The organism is Arthrobacter sp. NQ7, assembly GCF_029581595.2.
In the GTDB taxonomy this organism is placed as follows: Bacteria; Actinomycetota; Actinomycetes; order Actinomycetales; family Micrococcaceae; genus Arthrobacter; species Arthrobacter phenanthrenivorans_B.
Map to the genome: position 1 here is coordinate 1 of NZ_JARFXU020000025.1, position 18,153 is coordinate 18,153.

Below are 18,153 nucleotides of genomic sequence, written 5' to 3' on the forward strand. Positions count from 1 at the left end.
CCAGGCGGGCTGGCCCGCTGACTGGTCACTGACCACGACGGCGAAGGCCGGCCCGGATTGCGCGGCCAGTCCCGCGAGGGTGACGGCGAGTTCGGCCGGCCGGTTGCAGGTGGGGATCAGGACGTCCATCACCACTTGGCTCGTCCGGTCCCGGGGCCGCGCCCACTGTTCCGAAGTTCTCATGCCCACAGTCCACCCTTCCGGCATCGGCGTTGGCGCCGGCGGGCAGCACCAGGTGCATGCTGCTGCCCGTTTCCCGGCACGTGGTTTCGCGTATTCCGTACCCAGCCGGGCAGGATCTATTCCCCCTTTCGCCACCCCCCGAAACGGCGAAAGCCCCTGCTTCCACCGCCGGAGTGGCAGTGGAGGCAGGGGCCGCTGGCCGGGCGGTCTTTATCCGGCGTCGAAGTTCTCGCCGTCGTCATTGGGCGACTTTTCCTGCGGCAGGTCGTTGCCGCTGCCGTCCGGGATGCCCGTGGCCTCCTGGCCGGACTCGGAGGACACCGGGGCCGAGCCCTGGGAATCGTCGTTGGATTCATCGATCTCGGCTGCGCTGGAGGGAAGGTCCATGTCGTGCGGAACGGGCTGCTGGCCCGCTCCGGACTGCGGATCGTTGGTGTCAGCACCGGCGGAAGAAGTGCCGCCGCCGGACTGCTGCCCCTGGCCGCCCTGGGCTCCGGCTGCCTCCTGCTCGGCCGTGGGGGTGCCGTAGCCGCCGGGAGCGGTCTCGGGTTCAGCCTGCTGGTTTTCCTGCGTCATGCTTCCTCCTGTTGTTGGTTGCCGATATTGCTGGTCTATGTGGTGCTTTCTGCTGCGCCGTCACAGTCCCTTGCCGCCGGTGACGGGCAGGACGGCGCCGGAGATGTAGGAGCCGTCCTCCGAGGCGAGCAGCACGTAGGCGGCGGCGAGTTCCGCGGGCTGCCCTGCCCGTTCCAGGGGCGTGTCCTGGCCGAAGGACGGGAGCTTGTCCGGCCACTCCGTGGCAGGGATCAAGGGGGTCCAGATGGGCCCCGGCGCCACCGCGTTCACGCGGATTCCCTTGGGCCCGAGTTCCTGTGCCAGGGCTTTGGTGAAAGCCACCTGCGCTGCCTTGGTCATGGCGTAGTCGATCAGGCCCGGCGATGGGTTGAAGGCCTGGATCGAGGCCGTGGTGATGATGGACGCGCCGGCCTTCAGGTGCGGCACCGCTGCGCGTGCTGACCACAGCAGCGAGTACAGGTTGGTGCGGAAGACCCGGTCGAACTCTGCGGTGGGCAGGGTCTCCAGGCTCTCACGGTTCTTTTGGTAGGCCGCGTTCAGGACCAGGATGTCGAGCCGGCCAAATTCGGCTGCGGTCTCCTCCACGATGCGCGTGCTGAAGTCCTCCTCCCGGCCGTCACCGGCAAAGAGCAGCGCGCGGCGTCCGGCTTTGCGGATCCATTCTGCGGTGTCCTGCGCGTCGTCCTCCTCGTCGGGGAGGTAGGAGATGGCGACGTCGGCGCCTTCCCGGGCGAAGGCGATGGCCGCTGCCTTCCCGATGCCGGAGTCTCCGCCGGTGATCAGCGCGACCTTTCCGGCGAGCTTGCCATGGCCCTCGTAGCTGAGCTCACCATGGTCCGGTTTGGGATCCATGGGCGCGGTCAGGCCGGGCTGTTTCTGTTCCTGCTCGGGGAACGGGCCTGAGTGGTAGCCGCCGCGCGGATCCTTCGGCTGGTCTGCCTGCTTGTCACTGTCGCTCATAGTCCGCCTGCCTGTGTCGGTTGACCTGTGTCGGTTGGAAAGACTCCGCTATGTCCCGGCTCTTTGAAGCTATCCCGGGCAACGGAGCAAGTCCACCACTTCGGGTAATAATCAGTAAACTTATCAAATGTCGTGGCGCGCGCAACGGCCGGCCTTGTTTCTGGGTATGGGAGGAGTAGAAAGAAGGCCTGGGCCCTGGACGGAAAGAAAGGAGCGCACATGTCCGAAGTTGAGGACTACACCGGCCGGACGGGGCGGAACGAAACCCGCGAGGAACAGCTGGACCGCAACTGGGCGGAGCTCCTGCAGGAGCTGCGCGTCCTGCAGACCGGCGTGCAGATCCTGGCCGGCTTCCTGCTGACACTGCCGTTCCAGCAGCGCTTCGAAAAGCTGGACGACTGGGAGGTGGGGCTGTACCTCACCAATGTCGTTATCGCGGCCCTGACCACCGCCTTCATCCTGCTTCCGGTCAGCGTGCACCGCAGGCTCTTCCGCAAACGGCTCAAGGAAACGCTGGTTTCCAGCGCCGACAGCATCACCAAGATCGCGCTTGGCGGCATCGCCCTGCTGAGTGCCGGCACCGCCGCCCTGGTGTTCGACGTCGCCGCGGGCCGGTCCGCGGGCGTGACCGCAGGCGGGGCATTGCTGGGCGTCATGGTGGTCATGCTGGTTTTTGTGCCGCTCAGCCTGAACAAGCGGGCATCAGGCAGGATGCTCCCGCCCGCATCGGAGAAGGAGTAAGACATGCGCAGATGGGCAAAAGAGCACGGGCTGCTGTTGGCCAACGCCGGCCTCTTCGTGGCGTTTTTCGTGGGCATGATTCTTTCCGGAGCTGCCTCCTACAGCGAAGACCAGCAGGCGCACGGGCAGCCTGCGGTCTCGGTCCTGCAGTTCCTGGGCACCGGCGCGTTCGTGGAAGCCACCTTTGAGAACTGGGAATCGGAGTTCCTCCAGATGGCCATGTATGTGGTGCTGACGGTGTTCCTGTTCCAGAAGGGCTCGTCCGAGTCCAAGCCGATGGGCAGGAAGGCCCCGCAGGATGAAGACCCCCGCGATGCGAACATCAGCAGGGCCACGCCATGGCCCATTCGTCGGGGCGGCGTGGCGCTCAAGTTCTACGAGCACTCCCTGTCGATCCTGTTCTTCGCGTTGTTCCTGGCCTCGTTCCTCCTGCACGCCGCCGGCGGCGTGGACGAGTACAACCAGGACCAGCAAAGCCACGGCCAGCCCAGCATTACCTTCCTGCAGTACCTGGGCACCAGCCGCTTCTGGTTCGAGTCCTTCCAGAACTGGCAGAGCGAGTTCCTGGCCGTTGCCGTCCTGGTGGGCGCATCGGTCTACCTGCGGGAAAAGGGGTCACCGGAGTCCAAGCCCGTTGCCGAACCGCACTACGAAACCGGGGCCTGAGGGCCCGCACCATCCGACCCGCCCCATCCACGAGGAGAGACTGCATGCGAACGTTCCTGCGAACCACCCTGTTGGCCCTTTTGCTCATGGCCGCCCCCGCCCTGCCGGCCGGCGCCGCCGCTGCGGCGCCCGCCCCAGTCCCCGGCCAGGTGGCGTCGGGATCCGCAGGAGGGGCATGGGCGGCTGCCACGTCTCCCACGCCTTCCCCCGGGGATACCGCATCCACCGGCCCGGCCAACCCCGGCACGGGCGAGTCGGCACAGAATGAGTCGACGCGCTTGAACTACGCCCCCTGGGTCATCGCCGGCGTTGCCGTCCTGGTGGTCATCGCGGTCCTGGTTTTCCGGCGCCGCCGCAACACCACAATCGTGGGCTGACACAAAGCAGGGCTAGGCCCCTTCGAGGACCTGGCTTGTGGCCCAGGCCAGGTACTTGGCGGCGTTCGCCACCGCGTCGTCGGGGCCTGCCGCGACATCCAGCAACTGTGCCGCCGCCACCACACCGTGTGCCGCAAGGTCCTCGAAGGTCACCAGGATCCTGCCTGCCACCACGATGACGGGAATACCGCGCTCCCGGGCGGCGTCCGCGAGCGCAATCGGCGCCTTGCCGGTGAGTGACTGCGAGTCCATCGACCCTTCGCCGGTAATCACCAGGTCTGCCTGGTCCAACTGGGCGGCCAGCCCGGTCAGCCCGGCCACCAGCGCGAACCCGCCCTCCAGGCTGGCGTCGGTGAAGGCAAGGAACGACGCCGGGAAGCCACCGGCGGCGCCGGCCCCGGGGACGTTCACGTCCCGGCCCGTTGCTTCCCGCAGGACGGACGCCCAGTTGCGCAGCCCGGCGTCGAGCCTTTCCACGCTGTCCTGGTCCGCACCCTTCTGGGGGCCGAAAACGTGCGCCGCGCCGGAGGGGCCATACAGGGGGTTGCGGACATCCACGGCGATGCGGAAGGTGGTGGTGGTGAGGCGCGGGTCCAGCGCGCTGGTATCCAGGGCGACGACGTCGGCCAGCGAGCCCCCGCCCAGGGGCACCATGTTCCCTGCCGGGTCCAGGGGCTTCAGGCCAAGGGCGCGCAGGGCGCCGCTGCCGCCGTCGGTCATCGCCGATCCGCCCAGCCCCAGGACGATCTCCGTGGCTCCCGCGTCCAGGGCCGCCGCGATGAGCTGGCCGCAGCCGTAGCTGTGCGCGCGCAGTGCGTTTTCGGGTGTCGGCTCCATATCGGCCAGGCCCGACGCCTGGGCAGTCTCGATCACGGCCGTCACCTTGCCGTCGGCCGCTTTGTGGATGGCCCAGGCCGCTCCGAGCGGAGCCAGGATGGGACCAACCACCGCGTTCAGCCGCTCTTCATAGCCGGCCGCGACGGCCGCTTCCAGGGTGCCTTCCCCGCCGTCGGCAATGGGGAACTGGGTGGCGACGGCGTCCGGGTACACCCGCAACGCCCCCTCCGCAATGGCGGCGGCCGCCTCAGCAGCCGTCAGGGACCCCTTGAACTTGTCCGGAGCGATAAGAATGCGCATGCGCTCCATCATGCCAGCAAGCGGCAGGAAAGCGCTTGCCACCGAAGCCACTGGCGCCTATGTGACTGTCATTCGGCAGCACCGCGCGGCCACCGCCGCCCCAGGCGCCGCCTAGGCCTCGCGCCAGTCGTTGCTGGTGATGTGGGAGCCGGCCTGCGGCCCCATCTGCAGCATTCCACCGTCCACCACCCAGGCTGCACCGGTGACGTAGCTGGACGCCGGCGAGGCGAGGAACGCAACGACGTCCGCAATCTCCCATGCGCTCCCGGGACGCCCCAGGGGCACTCCGGGCCGATCCGTCGCCGTCGGATCCTGGTCCTCCTGCCCCGTCATGGGCGTGGCGATCTCACCGGGGGCGACGGTGTTGGCGGTAATGCCGTACCGCCCCAGCTCCAGGGCCAGTGTCTTCATCAGTCCGCCAAGTCCGTGCTTGGACGCATCGTAGGCGGACGAGCCGACGCGGGGCTGGAATTCGTGGACGCTGGACACGGCGATGAGGCGGCCGCCGGTTCCGGCCTTGACCATCCGCCTGGCCGCCGCCTGCAGGCAGACGAAGGCTCCGTTAAGGTTCGTGTCCAGGATCCGCGTCCAGTCGTCGAGGTCCATGTCGAGGAATGCGGTGCTGGCGCCTGTCCCCGCGTTGTTCACGAAGACGTCCAGGCCGCCCAGTTCCGCGGCGAGGTCATCGATGACGCCGGCAGCGGAGCGGAGTTCGGTGGTGTCCAGTTGCCGGACCACCGCCTTGCGGCCCACCCCGCGGATCTCGCTGGCTGTCTTTTCCGCACCCTCCTCGTCGGAATGCCAGGTGACGCCCACATCCATTCCGGCCCGGGCCAGGGCCACGGCGGTTGCTTTGCCGATTCCGGAATCGGAGCCGGTCACGATGGCGGTGGTTGGCGTGAAGTTGCTGGTGTCCGGCATGATAGGGCCTTTCGGTAGGTGCGGCGGGCGATGATGTCGGGCCGGCGTTCACGGCCGGCGGGCCACGGTCAGGCAGCTTTGACGGCCAGGCGGATGCCACGGTCGCCGGTCAGGCGGGGCGGCGGAGTTCCGGCCCGTACCCGTCATCGGGAGCGTGGGATGGCCGGCGGACTGCCGCGGCCTCCCGTGGTGGTTCGGGGACGGCCATTAACGGGACCGCGAAGGTCACCACGGGCCGGCCGGCGGCATCGTCTGCCGACCGGACGGTCAGGCTCCTGGTGCCGGGTGGAACCGAGGGGGTGAACACCTGGAGGTTCCGGGAACCCACGGTGGCGGACTCCTGGAGGGTGTATTCGGTCCCCAAGTGGTCCTGGAGAGTAATCCGGGGCTCGGGCGCGTCGCCGGCGGGAAGGTGGATGTTCACCACCAGTCCGGATGCCCACACCTCTACGGAGAGGATGGTGAATTCGGTATCCGGGGTGACGTGCCGTCCGTATGTGGGGGGAAGCAGCATCCGGCGGAGTGCGCCGGATGGAATGAGGTTGCTCATGATGGGTCCTGTAGGTCTTGCGCCGGCGGCCGGAGCCGGCTCCGGAGGATGTTCCGGTGCGGGCTGGACGCTGGGGCGCGGATGCGGCTCAGGCGTCTTCGCGGTTGGGGTTCTCCAACCGGAAGAAGTTCGATTGCCTGCCGTCGCCGCGCTGTTCCTGGTAGATGAAATTCAGTCTCCGGGAGTTGAAAAGTGTGGAACCATTCCACCCGGCGACTCGCTGCGAATACTTCAGGGATGTCGAGGAGTCCGGTCCGCGCCGGATCTTGCCGCCTTCGGGCCCAGCGCCCAGGTCCCCGCGGTCCCTGCTTTCATCCGCTGCACGGCTCCTGGCGTCTCTATCCCCTGCCATGGCGGACCTCCTCTCCCTTCCGGGCTAACTAGTAAGTCTACTTACCATGTAGCCTCTGGATGCAGCCCCGTGTCAAGGGCAGGGCCGGGGCCCTGTGGGCGATGTGCGGGACTGCGGGGAATCTGCGCGGGAGTGGAGGGGCCGCCCGCTGCAGCGCTAGCGGCGGGGGCGCACCACGGCGAAATATCCCGGTACCTGGTCCTGGCCGGGGACCCCTGTGGCGGGGTTGGTCTCGATGGTCACATGGCCATCCTCAAGGAGTTCCCAGGACGACGCCGGGAAGGCACGGTCGCGCTCCAAGGGGCCGAAGTGCCCCGGCATGGGGAGCCCGCGGATGGCCAGTTCCAGCGGCGCCGGAATAGCTTTGGTGGTGGCGCCGAGATGGGACACATACTCAACCGCGTTTCCCTGGAAGTTGGTTTCGGCCATGAACACGGTGCCGCGGCGTCCGGCCAGGGCCCGCAGGTTTTCCACCAGCGCCGCCTGGTGCGCCGGGTCCAGGACGTGGAGCACGCCGCGAATGAAGACATTCGCGCCCGCGTCCTCTGTGCCGATGGACTGCGCCAGGGCTGCGCCTGCGCCTTCCGCCGTCATGTCCCGCGCTTCGAACGTCATGTTGGCAGTCCCGGCGGACCCGGCGCGCGCTTTGGCCACGGCGTGGGGGGAGACGTCCACGCCGACCACCCGGGGGAAGATCCCCGCCAGCGCGCGGGTGAAGCTGCCGTGGCCGCAGCCGGTGTCCACGACGGGGAGCCCGGGATCAAGATGGCGCAGGAGGCTGTCCTTGTACCCCAGGAACTCGTGGTCATTGCCCGAATCCCAGAGGACCTCGCCGCCCGGGCCGGTGGCGGTGATGCGTGCCCAGTAACTGTCCCACGCAGTGTTGCGGTCCTTGGGGGCGCTCCGCGAGAGCCTGACGAGCTTGGGGATCATCAGGTACTTCTGCCAGGCGGAACGCGGCGGCTTTGTTGGGTAGGGCACGGGTCAAATATATGTTCCCTCCCGCCCAGCGGATGCACCTTGCGCTGCGTTACGGCGTGCCATCACCCCGCGCTGCGCAGCAGCAGCCGGGTCCGGCGTCCGTCCGCTGTGGACTTGCGCAGCCCGCATCCCCCTAGAATGTACTCAACTGGGAGGGAAGGGAGCACTGTGACGGCTGTGCCGAGTGACGCGCGCCTGCCCCGGACCGCCGTCGTCGCCGATCCCGACACCGGGCGGCTGGCACGCAACGCACAGGCACTGCGCGATGCCGGATACACCGTCCTGGAAGCGGCCGACGCCGGCACCCTGGCCACCGCGCTGCGGGCCGGCGAACCATCCGTCATTGTGGCGGACGCTTTCCTCTCCTCCGTGCAGTCCCAGGCCCCCGTCCTGGTCATGGTGGACCTGGACAGCCCCGCCGAAATAGCAGCGGCAAAGCCGCCGGGCGTCCACGACTGCATCACCAAGCCGCCGGCGCCCAAGGAACTGGTCCACCGTGCATCAGTCCTCATTGAACAGGTATCCCGGCGCCGGGCCTCCAGGCAGGAGGCCGAGGGGCTCCGTGAACAGCTGCGCGAAGTTTCCGCTGCGGTTCGCGCCACCAACGATCCCCAGGAAATCGCCAACCACGTGGTGTCGGGCTTCGGCCGTACCTTCAAGGCCGACCACGTGGTCCTCTGCACTTTCGAGGACCACCGCGTTCCCGCCATCACGGCCACCTGGCACCGGCCGGGCCTTTCGGAGCTGCCCCCCGGCGCCCTGCCCTGCGAGGACGAGGCACGTGCCACGGCCGACGCACTCTGGGCCGGAACGGAAACGCTCTCCGCTGACGGCGGCGACACCGACGCGCGGGACGACGACAAGCCGGCGGCCGCCGTCGCCGGAGCCGCCTCGACGCTGGCCGTGCCCATCGGCGAAGGAAATTCCTCGCTGGGCATCATCCTGATCGCCACTATGGACAGGCCGCGCACCTGGTCCAATGCGGAACTGGGACTGATCCGGCACGTGGCGGGGAACGCCGCCTACGGGCTGATCCAAAGCCACCTGATCAACAGCCAGCAGCAGGTGGTCAAGCAGCTGCGGGAACTCGACAAGGCCAAGACCGATTTCCTGGCCACGGTGAACCACGAGCTGCGCACTCCCTTGACCTCGATCATGGCCTACCTGGACATGATCCAGGAAAGTACCGAGCACCCGGTGTCCAACGAGGTCCATCAGATGCTGGACATCGTGGTCCGCAACACCGAACGGCTCCGGACGCTCATCGAGGACATGCTGAGCGTCTCGCGCGGCGGCCTGGACAACACCGCCATGCAGCTGGCACCCGTCCGCCTGGGGCACACGCTGGACCTGGTGGCCGCGGCGCTGCGCCCGCTGGCCACGCTCCAAAACGTCACCATCGACGTGGATCCCGTTCCCGAGGATCCGGAAATACTCGCCGACGAGGTGCAGCTGCAGCAGGTGTTCACCAACCTGGTGTCCAACGCCATCAAGTTCACGCCCAGCGGCGGCCGGATCGAAGTCGGCAGCGAATCGCACGCCACGGCCGACGGTTCCAAGTGGGCCACGGTACGGATTGCCGACACCGGAATCGGCATCTCGAGCGATGAAATCAACCACGTCTTCACCAGGTTCTACCGGGCCTCCAACGCCATGAACGGGGCCATCCCGGGAACCGGGCTGGGACTGGCCATCTCCAAGGACATTGTGGACCGCCACGGCGGCCGCATCGACGTCGCTTCAACGCTGGGTGCCGGGACCACGGTCACGGTCAGCCTTCCCCTCGGCACTGACCGCGCCCAGGCCAACTAGGCGCCGAAGGAGGACAGGCCATGTTTGCCGACGACGACCCCCGGCTCTCCCAGCTGCTGGAAGGCATTGTCCGGCTTGCTTCCGGCGACCTCACCTCGCGGATCGAGGTCTCGCCCGCGCGGGACGAGCTCGACGCGATCATCATGGGCACCAACCTCCTGGCCGAGGACCTGCAGATCATTTACGCGGAACTTGAGCAGCGCGTCCAGGTCCGCACCCAGCTCCTGCACGAGGCACACCTTGAAATGCAGAAGATGGCCATGCAGGACCCGTTGACCGGCCTGGCCAACCGCTCGGCGCTGCTCGACGCGCTCCGCACCGCCCTCGAGGCGCGGCCGGGAGCCGACGGCGAGCCGGCGCAGGAAGGCCCGGCCATCCTGCTCCTGGACCTGGACGCCTTCAAAGCCATCAACGACAGCCTGGGGCACACCGCCGGTGACCAGGTGCTGGTGACCGTCGGCGAAAGGCTGCGGACCGCCGTCCGGACGTCCGACGTCGTAGCCCGCCTGGGCGGTGACGAATTCGCCATCGTCATGCCGTCGGCGTCGGCGGACCAGGCGGCGGTCGTGGCGCACCGGATCCTGGCCTCGCTCCAGGACCCTGTTGAACTGCCCGGCCGCAGCGTGCGCTGCGGTGCCAGCATCGGGCTCAGCGTGGGCGGTGATGGCCAGACTCCGGAGGACATGCTGATGGAGGCCGACGTTGCCATGTACGCCTCCAAAGCTGAGGGGCAGAACAAACTGCACCGGTTCGAGCCTGCCCTGCTCCTGATGCGGCGGCTCCGCAGCCAGCTGGTGGACGACCTGCGCGCCGCCATCAGGAACGACGCGCTGACACTGCACTACCAGCCGGTGGTGGAACTTGGCACCGGCAGGATCGAAGGCGTGGAGGCGCTGGTCCGCTGGAACCACCCCACGCGGGGCTTCATCATGCCGGACGAATTCATTCCCCTCGCCGAAGAGGCCGGGCTGATCTCGCAGCTGGGGCTGTGGGTCCTTCAGACGGCGGTACGGCAGCTGCGGACGTGGATCGACGCCTCCCTGGTGGATGGCACATTCTCGGTGCGCGTCAACATTTCGGCCACGGACCTGCAGAGCCTGCAGTTCATCGAGGATGTGCGGAACACGCTCCAGGAGACCGGCGTGAAGCCGGAGCAGGTGGTGCTGGAGCTGACCGAAGTGGCGATCGTCAAAGGCAACGACCTGGACCGCTATTCGCTTGGCGGGCTCCGGGGCCTGGGCGTGGGAATCGAAATTGATGACTTCGGCACCGGCTACTCGTCCATCAGCTACCTCCGGCGGCTGCCCGTGGACCGGGTCAAAGTGGACAGGTCGCTGATCACGGGGCTGGAGACGGATCCCAGCCAGCCTGCCCTGGTGGCTGCGGTCCTGCAGCTGGTCCGGGCCTGCGGGCTCGAGGCCGTCTGGGAGGGCGTGGAAACGGCGGAACAGGCCGCCATCCTGCGCGACCTGGGCTGCCGCAGCGCGCAGGGCTACTACTTCAGCCGCCCGGTGCCGCCGGAGCAGATTCCGCAACTGCTGGCTGACCAGCAGGAAAGCGCTAACCAGTAACGTCAAAACTACTGCGCTTTTCCGGCCGCCGTTATACGATCAGCGTGCGGTGTCTGGTTTTTCGCCGCCGCGGAATTCAGGTCTGGCAGCACCGTACTTTTATAAGGCGTTTGGACATTTGAACATTATTGGGCCATCGGGTCATTACTTCGTCAACTGGGGGCGTTGCTAATGTCGGTTCGGGTACAGGCATGGGGAATTATCGCCGCCGTGCTGGCGGATACGGATCCTTCGGGAGCCGCCGTCCGGCAGCGGCTGAGCAACAGCCTCGATGAGAATCCCGGCGTGCCCGAACGGGCCCTGCTGGAATACCTTCTCGAGACCCGGCGCAGTGACGCCACCGTGGTGGAAACGCTGGAGGCCACCCGGGACATGCGCCTTGGCGCGCCGGCGCTGCCGCCGCAGTTCGCGGAGCAGCTGGACGCAATCCGCAGCATCTCCCGCATTGGCGCCCTGCTGCAGAACCAGATGGTCATGACCGCGTTCCAGCCCATCTACGGGCTGGAGGGGAAAACCGTGGTTGGGGCGGAAGCCCTTTCCCGTTTCGTCAGCGACGACGGCGCCGCCGCCGAACTGTGGTTCGCCGAGGCCGCCGCCGTGGGTCTGGGCGCAAACCTCGAATTTGCTGCGCTGGGCTCCGCGGCTGCCGCCGCCCAAAACCTGCCGGAAGACCTTTACGTTTCCCTTAATATTTCGCCGACGTCCTGCCTGGATCCTCGGTTGCCGGAACTGTTCGAGCACATTGAACTGCCCATCGACCGGGTGGTGCTCGAATTGACGGAGGATATTCCGGACGAGGAATACCTGCAGTTTATTTCCGCCCTGAATCCACTCCGTGAAAAAGGGCTGCGGCTCGCCGTCGACGACACCCACACCGGTGCCGGCGCCCTGAGCCGGATGATCCATCTCCAGCCTGATTTCCTCAAAGTGGGCCGCAACGTGATCGGCGACGTGGACAAGGACGGCCTCCAGCGAGCGCTGGCGGCCTGCCTGGTGGACTTTACCGACCAGGTCGGCATCACCCTGGTGGCCGAGGGCATCGAGACGGTGGGCGAGCTCAAGGTCCTCACCGAGCTGGGCATCAGCGCCGGGCAGGGCTACCTGCTGGGCCGGCCGTCCGTGCGCCCCGAGGACTGGACCAACTGGAACACGCGCCTGGACGTTGACGGCCTGGAGCGCCAGCTGGCCGGCCAGGGCGACTCCCCCACAACCTCCCGCGGTACCAAGTCGCCCTGACCCGGGCCGTCCGGCAGCTATTCCGAGTGCCCCTGGTCCCGGCTCATCTGGTCTTCTGCCGGCGGGGTCTCTCCCGGGGGCACTCCCCCGCCGGGCTCCAGTCCGGTGACGTTGCCCTCTGCGGGGTCCGGATTCGCCGAACGGCCAGATTCCCTGCTGCGCTGCTCATCCAGGTGCGGCTGGGCGGCGCCCACTTCTTCCTGTCCCGGCCGGTCGGGGTTCGCGGGATCATTTTCCGGATGGTAAGTACTCACGCTGCTCTTCCTTCCTCTCCGGCTGCGGTCTGATTCCCCAGCACTGGACTAATTGTAAGCATGCTGATAATTCTGGAGGAGTAGGGCCGGTATGCCGCTGGGGCACCGGCACGCGAGCCGGAAGGAGCAGTCACATGGGAATCGGCGACAGCATTGGCAAGGCAGCGGAAAACGCCATGGAGGACCTGGCCGGGACATCGAAGCCCACGGAAAAGCTGGATGTGCCCGATCCCACCGACCCCAATGACGACGTGGAGGTCCACTCGTCGCTCAGCGAAGGTTCCAACGCCATGTCGGCGGAGAAGCAGAAGGCGCCCGGTTTGAAGACCGGAGCTGCGCCCGCCCCCGTGTCCGACAGTCCCCTCGGCGGGGACGTCGATGAGACGGACAATGACAGGGACGGCACCGGCAGCACGGACGACGACGGCCTGGCCGGGGATGCCACGGCACCCACCGGTGGCGGGGGAACAACAGCGGGGCCGGCAGGACTTCCGGACAGCAACCCCGATGAACTGAGGGCAGACCCGACCGAAGGCGATGAGGATCCGTCCACCAGCACGGGCCGGGGTTAGCCCTCCGGCCGGTGCGGCCACTGGCCGCGGGCCAGCAGCACGCCGCGCAGCAGGTCCGCCCGGTCAGTGACGATGCCGTCCACGCCCAGTTCGAGGAGCCGGTGCATTTCGTCGCTGTCATTGATGGTCCACACGTGCACCACCAGGCCAAGGGCATGGGCGCGCCGGAGGAAGCCGGACGTGACAACACGGAGCCGCCCGTAACGCACGGGAACCTGCAGGGCGTGGATGTCGCGAAGGACCGGACGCATCAAAAACCGGAACACCGGACGCGGGAGCACAGGGCCCAGCAGGGTGAAAAGCGCCGTTGAGCCCACTCCCGCCGAGGAGGCCACCGGCCGGCTGAGCAGCTTCAGCACCGCCCGCCGCCGCCGGTCGGAAAAACTGGTGACCAGTACCCGGTGGTGCACTTGGTGCCGCTCGATGGCGGCGGCAGTGCTGCGGACTGAGCCCCAGTCCTTGACGTCGAGGTTCAGCCGGGCGTCGGGAAGTGTGGTGACCAGTTCGTCGAAGGTGGGGATGGGCTCGCGGCCGCTGATCCGCGCTTTGGCCACGTCCGCGGCCGGCAGGTCCGCTACCCGCCCCTTGCCGTCGGTCACGCGGTCAAGGGTTTCGTCGTGAAAGAGCAGCAGAACGCCGTCCGCAGTAGTGTGCACATCGGTTTCGAGATACCGGAATCCCAGGCTGACGCCGGAACGGAACGCGGCCATGGAGTTCTCCAGCCCCTCCGTCGAGAACCCACGGTGCGCCATGGCGATGGGAAGCTGCCGCCCGGACGGGTCTTGATGGTCAAAAAAGGGCAGGGTCACACTGCGAGCGTACCGCCAGCAGCACCTGGATCAGGCCGGTGCGGTCATTCCCGGCAGTCGGTCTCCCCGCACGCAACGATGTCCACGCCGTCGCCGCAGTGCAGCAGGGTCCGGCCACGGCCACCGTCGAGGTGGACCCACACCGCCGTATGGTCAGGGGTGATCGTGTCCACCACGCCGCCTGCCTCGAAGCCCGGCGAGAACAGGACCCGGACGCGGTCACCCTGCCGCAGCTGCTTCCAGTGCGGAGCGGGCATCGCTGTGCGCAGCGGTGCATCGGCAAGGTGCTGCTTGACGTTCTTTGCCATGGTTGCCCCCTAAGAGCCGGCGTACGAGGTGCCTGCTTTCCACGTTTGAGGCTACGGCGGAAAGGTAAACGCCAGGTGAGCGGCAGCTGGGAGTTTGGGGATCAGGAAAACTGGACGCCCAGGGAAGCCAGCCTGGCCTCCAAAACCTGGGCTACGCCGTCGTCGTCAAAATGCGGCGCCTGCTGCCCTGCTGCCCGGATGGCTTCCGGATGGCCGCTGGCCATGGCATAACCGTGGCCGGCCCAGCGGAGCATCTCAATGTCATTGGGCATGTCGCCAAAGGCGACGACGTCGGCGGCGTCGATTCCCAGGGCCGCGGCATATTCCGCCAGGGTGACTGCCTTGTTGACGCCGGGCAGGGACAGTTCGAGCATGGCGACGCCCGGCGAGGAGTGCGTGGCGGCGGCCAGGTGTGCGACGACGGGCGCCACCTCAGCCAGGAAGTCATCGGGCGTGCCTTCGCGGACGATGGCGAGAAACTTGACCACCGCGTCGTCATCGGTAAGCGTGTCCTTCAGCGGCGCGGGAGTGAACTCGGCAAGCAGTTCACTGGACCCGTTTTCGATGAAGCCGGGCTCGAGGTGGAATCCGCTGAGCGTTTCGGCGGCGAACAGCGCGGCGGGCCGGAGTTCCTTGATGATGCGGCGGAGTTCCAGGACTGTCCCGATGGCGAGGGCGCGGGCGGAGACCAGGCGGTCCGCCTCAAGGTCCCAGACGACGGCACCATTGGAGCAGATCACCCGCCCGGTGTGGCCGAGCTGCTCCTCGAGCGGGTGCAGCCACCGCGGCGGCCGGCCGGTGACGAAGACAAGTTCGACGCCGGCTTCCCGGCAGGCGTGGAAGGCGCGGATGGTGCGGGGGCTGATTTTTCCATCGTGCCCAAGGATTGTTCCGTCGATATCGCTTGCAACCAGCCGCATCCTGCCAGTCTACGTGGGCGTCCGGCCGCCGGGGTGCGCAGGGTGGAGCATGGCCCGGGAGTGGCTCTGGGACCGGGCGCGTCCCATCTTGCAGTCAGGGGCCGACGGCGTGCTGGACCTTGTGCCTGATCTCCCTTCCGGCCTTGCGGGCCTGGGCCGGCCTGGTGAAGGCGCCCGGCGAATAGGCCATGCAGTAGTCCACCGGCTGCACAGCCCTCCACCGCCACCCCTCCGAACTCCGGAAGATTTCGAAGGTGGCATTGGCGGCAGCTGCCTTGAAGGCGGCTGCCTCACGTTCGGCGAAGGCCATGGACGCGAAATAGCGGCCCGGCCACGCCAGCAGTTCACCGTTTTCAGAGCGCCACCAGGACGGCCCTTGACCCCGGTCCGCGACTTCAAATTTCACGACAGGTCCTTTCCTCGATCCGGCCGGGCAGCTGGCCGCCCACCTGCTGGCAGGGCGGCAACCACCCAGGCTCAGGATGGGGGATGAAGCACAAGGACGCGGCCTGATCCGGTAAAGAATGGCTCAAGAACAGTGGACGACGGCTGCAGCCCTTCGTTAGCCGCGGACTCTCCGCCGCCTGGCAGGGGGAGTGCCCGTTGTCAGCCACCGGCGCTACACTGAAACTATCGAACGTATTTTCGAATAAAGGTGTGTTGTGGGCGTTATTGTCGGTCCCCGCGTGATAGATGCGGGCGCCTCCCTGTTCTCGGTGCTGATCTCCCCCGTGGCGGTGGCAGCGGGCTTCCCGTCGCCGGCACAGGACTACTTCGATGGCCGCATTGACCTCAATGCACACCTGATCAAGGACATCACCAGCACCTTTGTGGTCCGGGTAACCGGTGATTCCATGGAGGGCGCCGGCATCAGCGACGGCGATGAACTGATCGTGAACCGGGCGCTGGAGCCCCGCGACGGATCCGTGGTGATCGCTGTGCTGGATGGAGAACTGACCGTGAAGCGGCTCCGCATCACCCGCACAGGGGTGGTACTGCAGGCAGAGAACCCGAAGTATCCGGACATCCACGTTCCTGCCCTGTCCGAGTTGACCATCTGGGGCGTAGCCACCAGGTGCCTCCACCATGTGTAAGGAGCAGCATGGCTAAGCCGGCCCTGATGCGGCGGATGCCGCAGATTGCCCACGTGGACGTCAACTGCTTCTACGCCTCGGCCGAGCGGGCTTTCGATCCCTCATTGGAGGGACGGCCGCTGGTGGTGCTGTCCAACAATGACGGCTGCGCGGTGACCCGCTCCCCTGAGGCGAAGACCCTGGGCATCTCCACCGGCGAGCCCTGGTTCAAGCTTGCGCCGCGGGCCAAGGAATGGGGCCTGGTGGCGAAGTCCAGCAACTATGAGCTCTACGGGGACATCAGCGCCCGGGTGATGGAACTGCTGGGCAGGTACTCTGCATGGCTTGAGGTCTACAGCATCGACGAGGCGTTCCTGGGCGTGAAGGGCGGGCCGGAAGAGCTGCTGGCTTTGGGCCGCCGGATGAAGGACGCCGTGCGGCGGCATGTGGGGGTGCCGGTGTGCGTTGGCATTGCCCCCACTAAAACCCTGGCCAAGCTCTGCAACAAGTGGGCCAAGAACAATGCAGCTTTCGGCGGAGTCTGCCTGTGGGACGCCGTCCCGCAGGAGGTGCGGGAGGCATTGCTGGCCCGCTTGCCCGTGGACGAGATCTGGGGCATCGCCGGGCGGCTCACCCGGCGGCTCAACATCCTGGGAATCTTCAACGTCCTGGACCTGGTCCGCGCGGACCCCGTCATGATCAGGGACAGGTTCTCGGTGGTGGTGATGCGGACGGTCCTGGAGTTGCGGGGAACCCCCTGCATCCCCATGGAGGAGGAGCGCATCGGCCGCGACCAGCTGATCTTTTCCCGCTCCTTCGCTACCCCCGTCACAACAGCGGCATGCCTGCGCGAGGTGCTCAGCATCTATGGACAGCAGGCGAGCGCCCGGCTATCCAAGCACGGGTTGCAGGCGAAGGTCCTGACGGCGTTCGCTGCCACGTCCCCCTTCAGGAACCACGAACAGGCGTATCCATCCGTGTGCGTCGCGCTTCCGATGCCCACGGCGGATCCGGTCCTGCTCACCAGGGCCGCCCACGCGCTCCTGCCCCACATCCGGGACGGACTCAAATACGCCAAGGCCGGCCTCATGCTCACAGACCTCCGTCCCACAGGGAACCAGCCGCCGCTGGAGCCGTTCGTGAACCCCCACGAGGACCGCGGAATCGGGCCCCTTCTTGAGGACGTGGGCAAGAAGTTTGGCCGGAGCTCCATTGGGTTGGGGCACGCCGGCATCAGGTCGGGACTGGACTGGACCATGAAACGCGACATGCGCTCGCCCCGCTACACCACGCATTGGGACGAACTGCCTTTGGTAAAGGCTGCGTGAACCACCGGGCCCCGCCGCCGGGCTGCCGGCCGGCGGGGGGAGCGGCAGCTTGCTAGACGCGGGACCTGCCGCGGACGAAGTGGATGATCAGGACCACGACTGCGACGACCAGGAGAATGTGGATCAGGCCGCCGCCAATGTTCGCGAGCAGTCCAAGAAGCCACAGAACGGCGATGATGATGGCAATCCAAAGCAACATGAGTGTGTCCTTTCCTAGTTTTACGAGATCCCCATGCGGTGTAGGTACCCACCGGGCAAGGGGGCGAATCAGGGCCCACACCTGCTGGCCACAGGCTTGGCCGCTGCCGTGGGCCCCAGCCACCGGTTGGAGACGCCGCGCGACGATTTTTGACGCCGCGCTACGCCGCGTTGAGCGTTCGCGTCGCCGCGTGAACGCCCGCTACGGGATTGATTGTGGGGGTGGCGGGCGCTCCGTAATCTCGTCTCAGCATCCGCCCCAGCAAAGGATTTCCCCATGGCAAACCAGCAGGACAAGAACCCGCACGTCCAGTCCTCAACCCGCATCGTCGCCGGACAGTCAGCGAAACCCAAGCGCCCCCTCGGCCTGAAGATCGGCATCGCGGCAGCCGTCCTGGCCCTCGTCGGCGGGGGTGCCGCCGTCGCCTCCGCCGTCAACAACGGCAGCGCGGCACCGGCAGCCGAGGCGGCTCCGGCGGGCAATCCTGCCGCCGAGCTGAAACTCGGTTACTTCGGCAATGTCACGCACGCCCCGGCCCTGGTGGGCGTCAGCAAAGCCTTCATCGCCGATGAACTGGGGAGCACGAAGCTCAGCACCCAGGTGTTCAACGCCGGCCCCGCGGCCATC

23 protein-coding genes and 1 pseudogene are annotated in these 18,153 nt (G+C 67.2%); 10 read left to right on the forward strand and 14 right to left on the reverse strand.

Annotation, left to right across the window (positions count from 1 at the left end; genetic code table 11):
- From PUN71_RS19500 to PUN71_RS19510, 3 genes are all read right to left on the reverse strand, one after another.
- On the reverse strand, window positions 1–183 hold a 183-nt coding region (locus PUN71_RS19500), incomplete at its 3' end, for a glycosyltransferase family 2 protein (RefSeq protein WP_502861112.1).
- A 210-nt stretch (window positions 184–393) separates the two neighbouring features.
- Window positions 394–759: a hypothetical protein gene (locus PUN71_RS19505; RefSeq protein WP_277799736.1), complete on the reverse strand. Its 366-nt coding sequence runs from the start codon at window positions 757–759 to the stop codon at window positions 394–396.
- 60 nt (window positions 760–819) lie between these two features.
- The gene (locus PUN71_RS19510) at window positions 820–1,719 is read right to left on the reverse strand and encodes an SDR family oxidoreductase (protein WP_277799737.1); all 900 of its coding nucleotides are present in this window, start codon (window positions 1,717–1,719) and stop codon (window positions 820–822) included.
- 219 nt (window positions 1,720–1,938) lie between these two features.
- Here PUN71_RS19510 and PUN71_RS19515 point away from each other — a divergent pair, with 219 nt between their 5' ends.
- From PUN71_RS19515 to PUN71_RS19525, 3 genes are read left to right on the forward strand one after another with little or no spacing between them, the layout of a single operon-like run.
- Window positions 1,939–2,460, forward strand: a complete 522-nt coding sequence (locus PUN71_RS19515; protein WP_043450203.1) for a DUF6328 family protein — start codon at window positions 1,939–1,941, stop codon at window positions 2,458–2,460.
- Between the two features lie 3 nt (window positions 2,461–2,463).
- Window positions 2,464–3,126, forward strand: coding sequence for a DUF6766 family protein (locus tag PUN71_RS19520; RefSeq protein ID WP_277799738.1), 663 nt, complete (start codon window positions 2,464–2,466; stop codon window positions 3,124–3,126).
- A gap of 44 nt (window positions 3,127–3,170) precedes the next feature.
- Window positions 3,171–3,503: a LuxR family transcriptional regulator gene (locus PUN71_RS19525; protein WP_277799739.1), complete on the forward strand. Its 333-nt coding sequence runs from the start codon at window positions 3,171–3,173 to the stop codon at window positions 3,501–3,503.
- Window positions 3,504–3,515: 12 nt separating this feature from the next.
- On the opposite strand, the gene PUN71_RS19530 is transcribed toward PUN71_RS19525, so the two are convergent.
- From PUN71_RS19530 to PUN71_RS19550, 5 genes are all read right to left on the reverse strand, one after another.
- A complete protein-coding gene (locus tag PUN71_RS19530; RefSeq protein WP_277799740.1) occupies window positions 3,516–4,640 on the reverse strand; it encodes a glycerate kinase in 1,125 nt (374 codons plus the stop codon).
- Window positions 4,641–4,751: 111 nt separating this feature from the next.
- Window positions 4,752–5,561 (reverse strand): SDR family oxidoreductase, encoded by an 810-nt coding sequence (locus PUN71_RS19535; protein ID WP_277799741.1) that lies wholly within the window; start codon window positions 5,559–5,561, stop codon window positions 4,752–4,754.
- 109 nt (window positions 5,562–5,670) lie between these two features.
- On the reverse strand, window positions 5,671–6,111 hold the full coding sequence (locus PUN71_RS19540) for a hypothetical protein (protein WP_277799742.1): 441 nt from the start codon (window positions 6,109–6,111) through the stop codon (window positions 5,671–5,673).
- 88 nt (window positions 6,112–6,199) lie between these two features.
- Entirely contained in the window at window positions 6,200–6,463 is a 264-nt protein-coding gene (locus PUN71_RS19545; RefSeq protein ID WP_277799743.1) for a hypothetical protein, read from the reverse strand.
- Between the two features lie 156 nt (window positions 6,464–6,619).
- A complete protein-coding gene (locus tag PUN71_RS19550) occupies window positions 6,620–7,396 on the reverse strand; it encodes a class I SAM-dependent methyltransferase (RefSeq protein WP_277799787.1) in 777 nt (258 codons plus the stop codon).
- A 186-nt stretch (window positions 7,397–7,582) separates the two neighbouring features.
- Here PUN71_RS19550 and PUN71_RS19555 point away from each other — a divergent pair, with 186 nt between their 5' ends.
- From PUN71_RS19555 to PUN71_RS19565, 3 genes are all read left to right on the forward strand, one after another.
- On the forward strand, window positions 7,583–9,256 hold the full coding sequence (locus tag PUN71_RS19555) for a hybrid sensor histidine kinase/response regulator (RefSeq protein WP_277799744.1): 1,674 nt from the start codon (window positions 7,583–7,585) through the stop codon (window positions 9,254–9,256).
- A 20-nt stretch (window positions 9,257–9,276) separates the two neighbouring features.
- Complete coding sequence (locus PUN71_RS19560; protein ID WP_277799745.1) at window positions 9,277–10,827, forward strand: putative bifunctional diguanylate cyclase/phosphodiesterase; 1,551 nt, start codon at window positions 9,277–9,279, stop codon at window positions 10,825–10,827.
- Window positions 10,828–10,998: 171 nt separating this feature from the next.
- On the forward strand, window positions 10,999–12,063 hold the full coding sequence (locus PUN71_RS19565; RefSeq protein WP_277799746.1) for an EAL domain-containing protein: 1,065 nt from the start codon (window positions 10,999–11,001) through the stop codon (window positions 12,061–12,063).
- A gap of 17 nt (window positions 12,064–12,080) precedes the next feature.
- Here PUN71_RS19565 and PUN71_RS19570 read toward each other — a convergent pair whose 3' ends face one another.
- Window positions 12,081–12,317 (reverse strand): DUF6480 family protein, encoded by a 237-nt coding sequence (locus PUN71_RS19570; protein WP_277799747.1) that lies wholly within the window; start codon window positions 12,315–12,317, stop codon window positions 12,081–12,083.
- A 134-nt stretch (window positions 12,318–12,451) separates the two neighbouring features.
- On the opposite strand from PUN71_RS19570, the gene PUN71_RS19575 reads away from it, so the two are divergent.
- Complete coding sequence (locus PUN71_RS19575; protein ID WP_043450226.1) at window positions 12,452–12,889, forward strand: hypothetical protein; 438 nt, start codon at window positions 12,452–12,454, stop codon at window positions 12,887–12,889.
- Here the strand turns inward: PUN71_RS19575 and PUN71_RS19580 are convergent.
- The 4 genes from PUN71_RS19580 to PUN71_RS19595 all read right to left on the reverse strand — a co-directional run bounded on the left by PUN71_RS19580 (window position 12,886) and on the right by PUN71_RS19595 (window position 15,332).
- Window positions 12,886–13,698, reverse strand: a complete 813-nt coding sequence (locus PUN71_RS19580; RefSeq protein WP_277799748.1) for a glycerophosphodiester phosphodiesterase family protein — start codon at window positions 13,696–13,698, stop codon at window positions 12,886–12,888. The genes PUN71_RS19575 and PUN71_RS19580 overlap by 4 nt on opposite strands.
- A 44-nt stretch (window positions 13,699–13,742) precedes the next feature.
- A complete protein-coding gene (locus PUN71_RS19585; protein ID WP_277799749.1) occupies window positions 13,743–14,006 on the reverse strand; it encodes a hypothetical protein in 264 nt (87 codons plus the stop codon).
- Window positions 14,007–14,107: 101 nt separating this feature from the next.
- Complete coding sequence (locus PUN71_RS19590; protein WP_277799750.1) at window positions 14,108–14,926, reverse strand: HAD family hydrolase; 819 nt, start codon at window positions 14,924–14,926, stop codon at window positions 14,108–14,110.
- A 94-nt stretch (window positions 14,927–15,020) separates the two neighbouring features.
- Window positions 15,021–15,332 carry a hypothetical protein gene (locus tag PUN71_RS19595; protein WP_277799751.1) on the reverse strand — a complete coding sequence of 104 codons (312 nt, stop codon included), beginning with the start codon at window positions 15,330–15,332 and terminating at the stop codon, window positions 15,021–15,023.
- Window positions 15,333–15,588: 256 nt separating this feature from the next.
- On the opposite strand from PUN71_RS19595, the gene PUN71_RS19600 reads away from it, so the two are divergent.
- Window positions 15,589–16,020 carry a LexA family protein gene (locus tag PUN71_RS19600; protein WP_043450241.1) on the forward strand — a complete coding sequence of 144 codons (432 nt, stop codon included), beginning with the start codon at window positions 15,589–15,591 and terminating at the stop codon, window positions 16,018–16,020.
- Window positions 16,021–16,028: 8 nt separating this feature from the next.
- Window positions 16,029–17,327 carry a Y-family DNA polymerase gene (locus tag PUN71_RS19605; protein WP_277799752.1) on the forward strand — a complete coding sequence of 433 codons (1,299 nt, stop codon included), beginning with the start codon at window positions 16,029–16,031 and terminating at the stop codon, window positions 17,325–17,327.
- 52 nt (window positions 17,328–17,379) lie between these two features.
- Here the strand turns inward: PUN71_RS19605 and PUN71_RS19610 are convergent, their stop codons facing one another.
- On the reverse strand, window positions 17,380–17,526 hold the full coding sequence (locus tag PUN71_RS19610) for a lmo0937 family membrane protein (protein ID WP_110542275.1): 147 nt from the start codon (window positions 17,524–17,526) through the stop codon (window positions 17,380–17,382).
- 276 nt (window positions 17,527–17,802) lie between these two features.
- On the opposite strand from PUN71_RS19610, the pseudogene PUN71_RS19615 reads away from it, so the two are divergent.
- Window positions 17,803–18,153: pseudogene (locus PUN71_RS19615) on the forward strand (sulfonate ABC transporter substrate-binding protein); the annotation flags it as partial.

Coding starts and splice junctions, on each gene's coding strand:
- PUN71_RS19590 (WP_277799750.1), bottom strand. CDS start 14,926: ATGCGGCTGGTTGCAAGCGATATCGACGGAACAATCCTTGGGCACGAT.
- PUN71_RS19530 (WP_277799740.1), bottom strand. CDS start 4,640: ATGCGCATTCTTATCGCTCCGGACAAGTTCAAGGGGTCCCTGACGGCT.
- PUN71_RS19545 (WP_277799743.1), bottom strand. CDS start 6,463: ATGGCAGGGGATAGAGACGCCAGGAGCCGTGCAGCGGATGAAAGCAGG.
- PUN71_RS19605 (WP_277799752.1), top strand. CDS start 16,029: ATGGCTAAGCCGGCCCTGATGCGGCGGATGCCGCAGATTGCCCACGTG.
- PUN71_RS19535 (WP_277799741.1), bottom strand. CDS start 5,561: ATGCCGGACACCAGCAACTTCACGCCAACCACCGCCATCGTGACCGGC.
- PUN71_RS19505 (WP_277799736.1), bottom strand. CDS start 759: ATGACGCAGGAAAACCAGCAGGCTGAACCCGAGACCGCTCCCGGCGGC.
- PUN71_RS19525 (WP_277799739.1), top strand. CDS start 3,171: ATGCGAACGTTCCTGCGAACCACCCTGTTGGCCCTTTTGCTCATGGCC.
- PUN71_RS19565 (WP_277799746.1), top strand. CDS start 10,999: ATGTCGGTTCGGGTACAGGCATGGGGAATTATCGCCGCCGTGCTGGCG.
- PUN71_RS19510 (WP_277799737.1), bottom strand. CDS start 1,719: ATGAGCGACAGTGACAAGCAGGCAGACCAGCCGAAGGATCCGCGCGGC.
- PUN71_RS19610 (WP_110542275.1), bottom strand. CDS start 17,526: ATGTTGCTTTGGATTGCCATCATCATCGCCGTTCTGTGGCTTCTTGGA.
- PUN71_RS19555 (WP_277799744.1), top strand. CDS start 7,583: ATGTACTCAACTGGGAGGGAAGGGAGCACTGTGACGGCTGTGCCGAGT.
- PUN71_RS19515 (WP_043450203.1), top strand. CDS start 1,939: ATGTCCGAAGTTGAGGACTACACCGGCCGGACGGGGCGGAACGAAACC.
- PUN71_RS19560 (WP_277799745.1), top strand. CDS start 9,277: ATGTTTGCCGACGACGACCCCCGGCTCTCCCAGCTGCTGGAAGGCATT.
- PUN71_RS19550 (WP_277799787.1), bottom strand. CDS start 7,396: ATGATCCCCAAGCTCGTCAGGCTCTCGCGGAGCGCCCCCAAGGACCGC.
- PUN71_RS19540 (WP_277799742.1), bottom strand. CDS start 6,111: ATGAGCAACCTCATTCCATCCGGCGCACTCCGCCGGATGCTGCTTCCC.
- PUN71_RS19520 (WP_277799738.1), top strand. CDS start 2,464: ATGCGCAGATGGGCAAAAGAGCACGGGCTGCTGTTGGCCAACGCCGGC.
- PUN71_RS19585 (WP_277799749.1), bottom strand. CDS start 14,006: ATGGCAAAGAACGTCAAGCAGCACCTTGCCGATGCACCGCTGCGCACA.
- PUN71_RS19575 (WP_043450226.1), top strand. CDS start 12,452: ATGGGAATCGGCGACAGCATTGGCAAGGCAGCGGAAAACGCCATGGAG.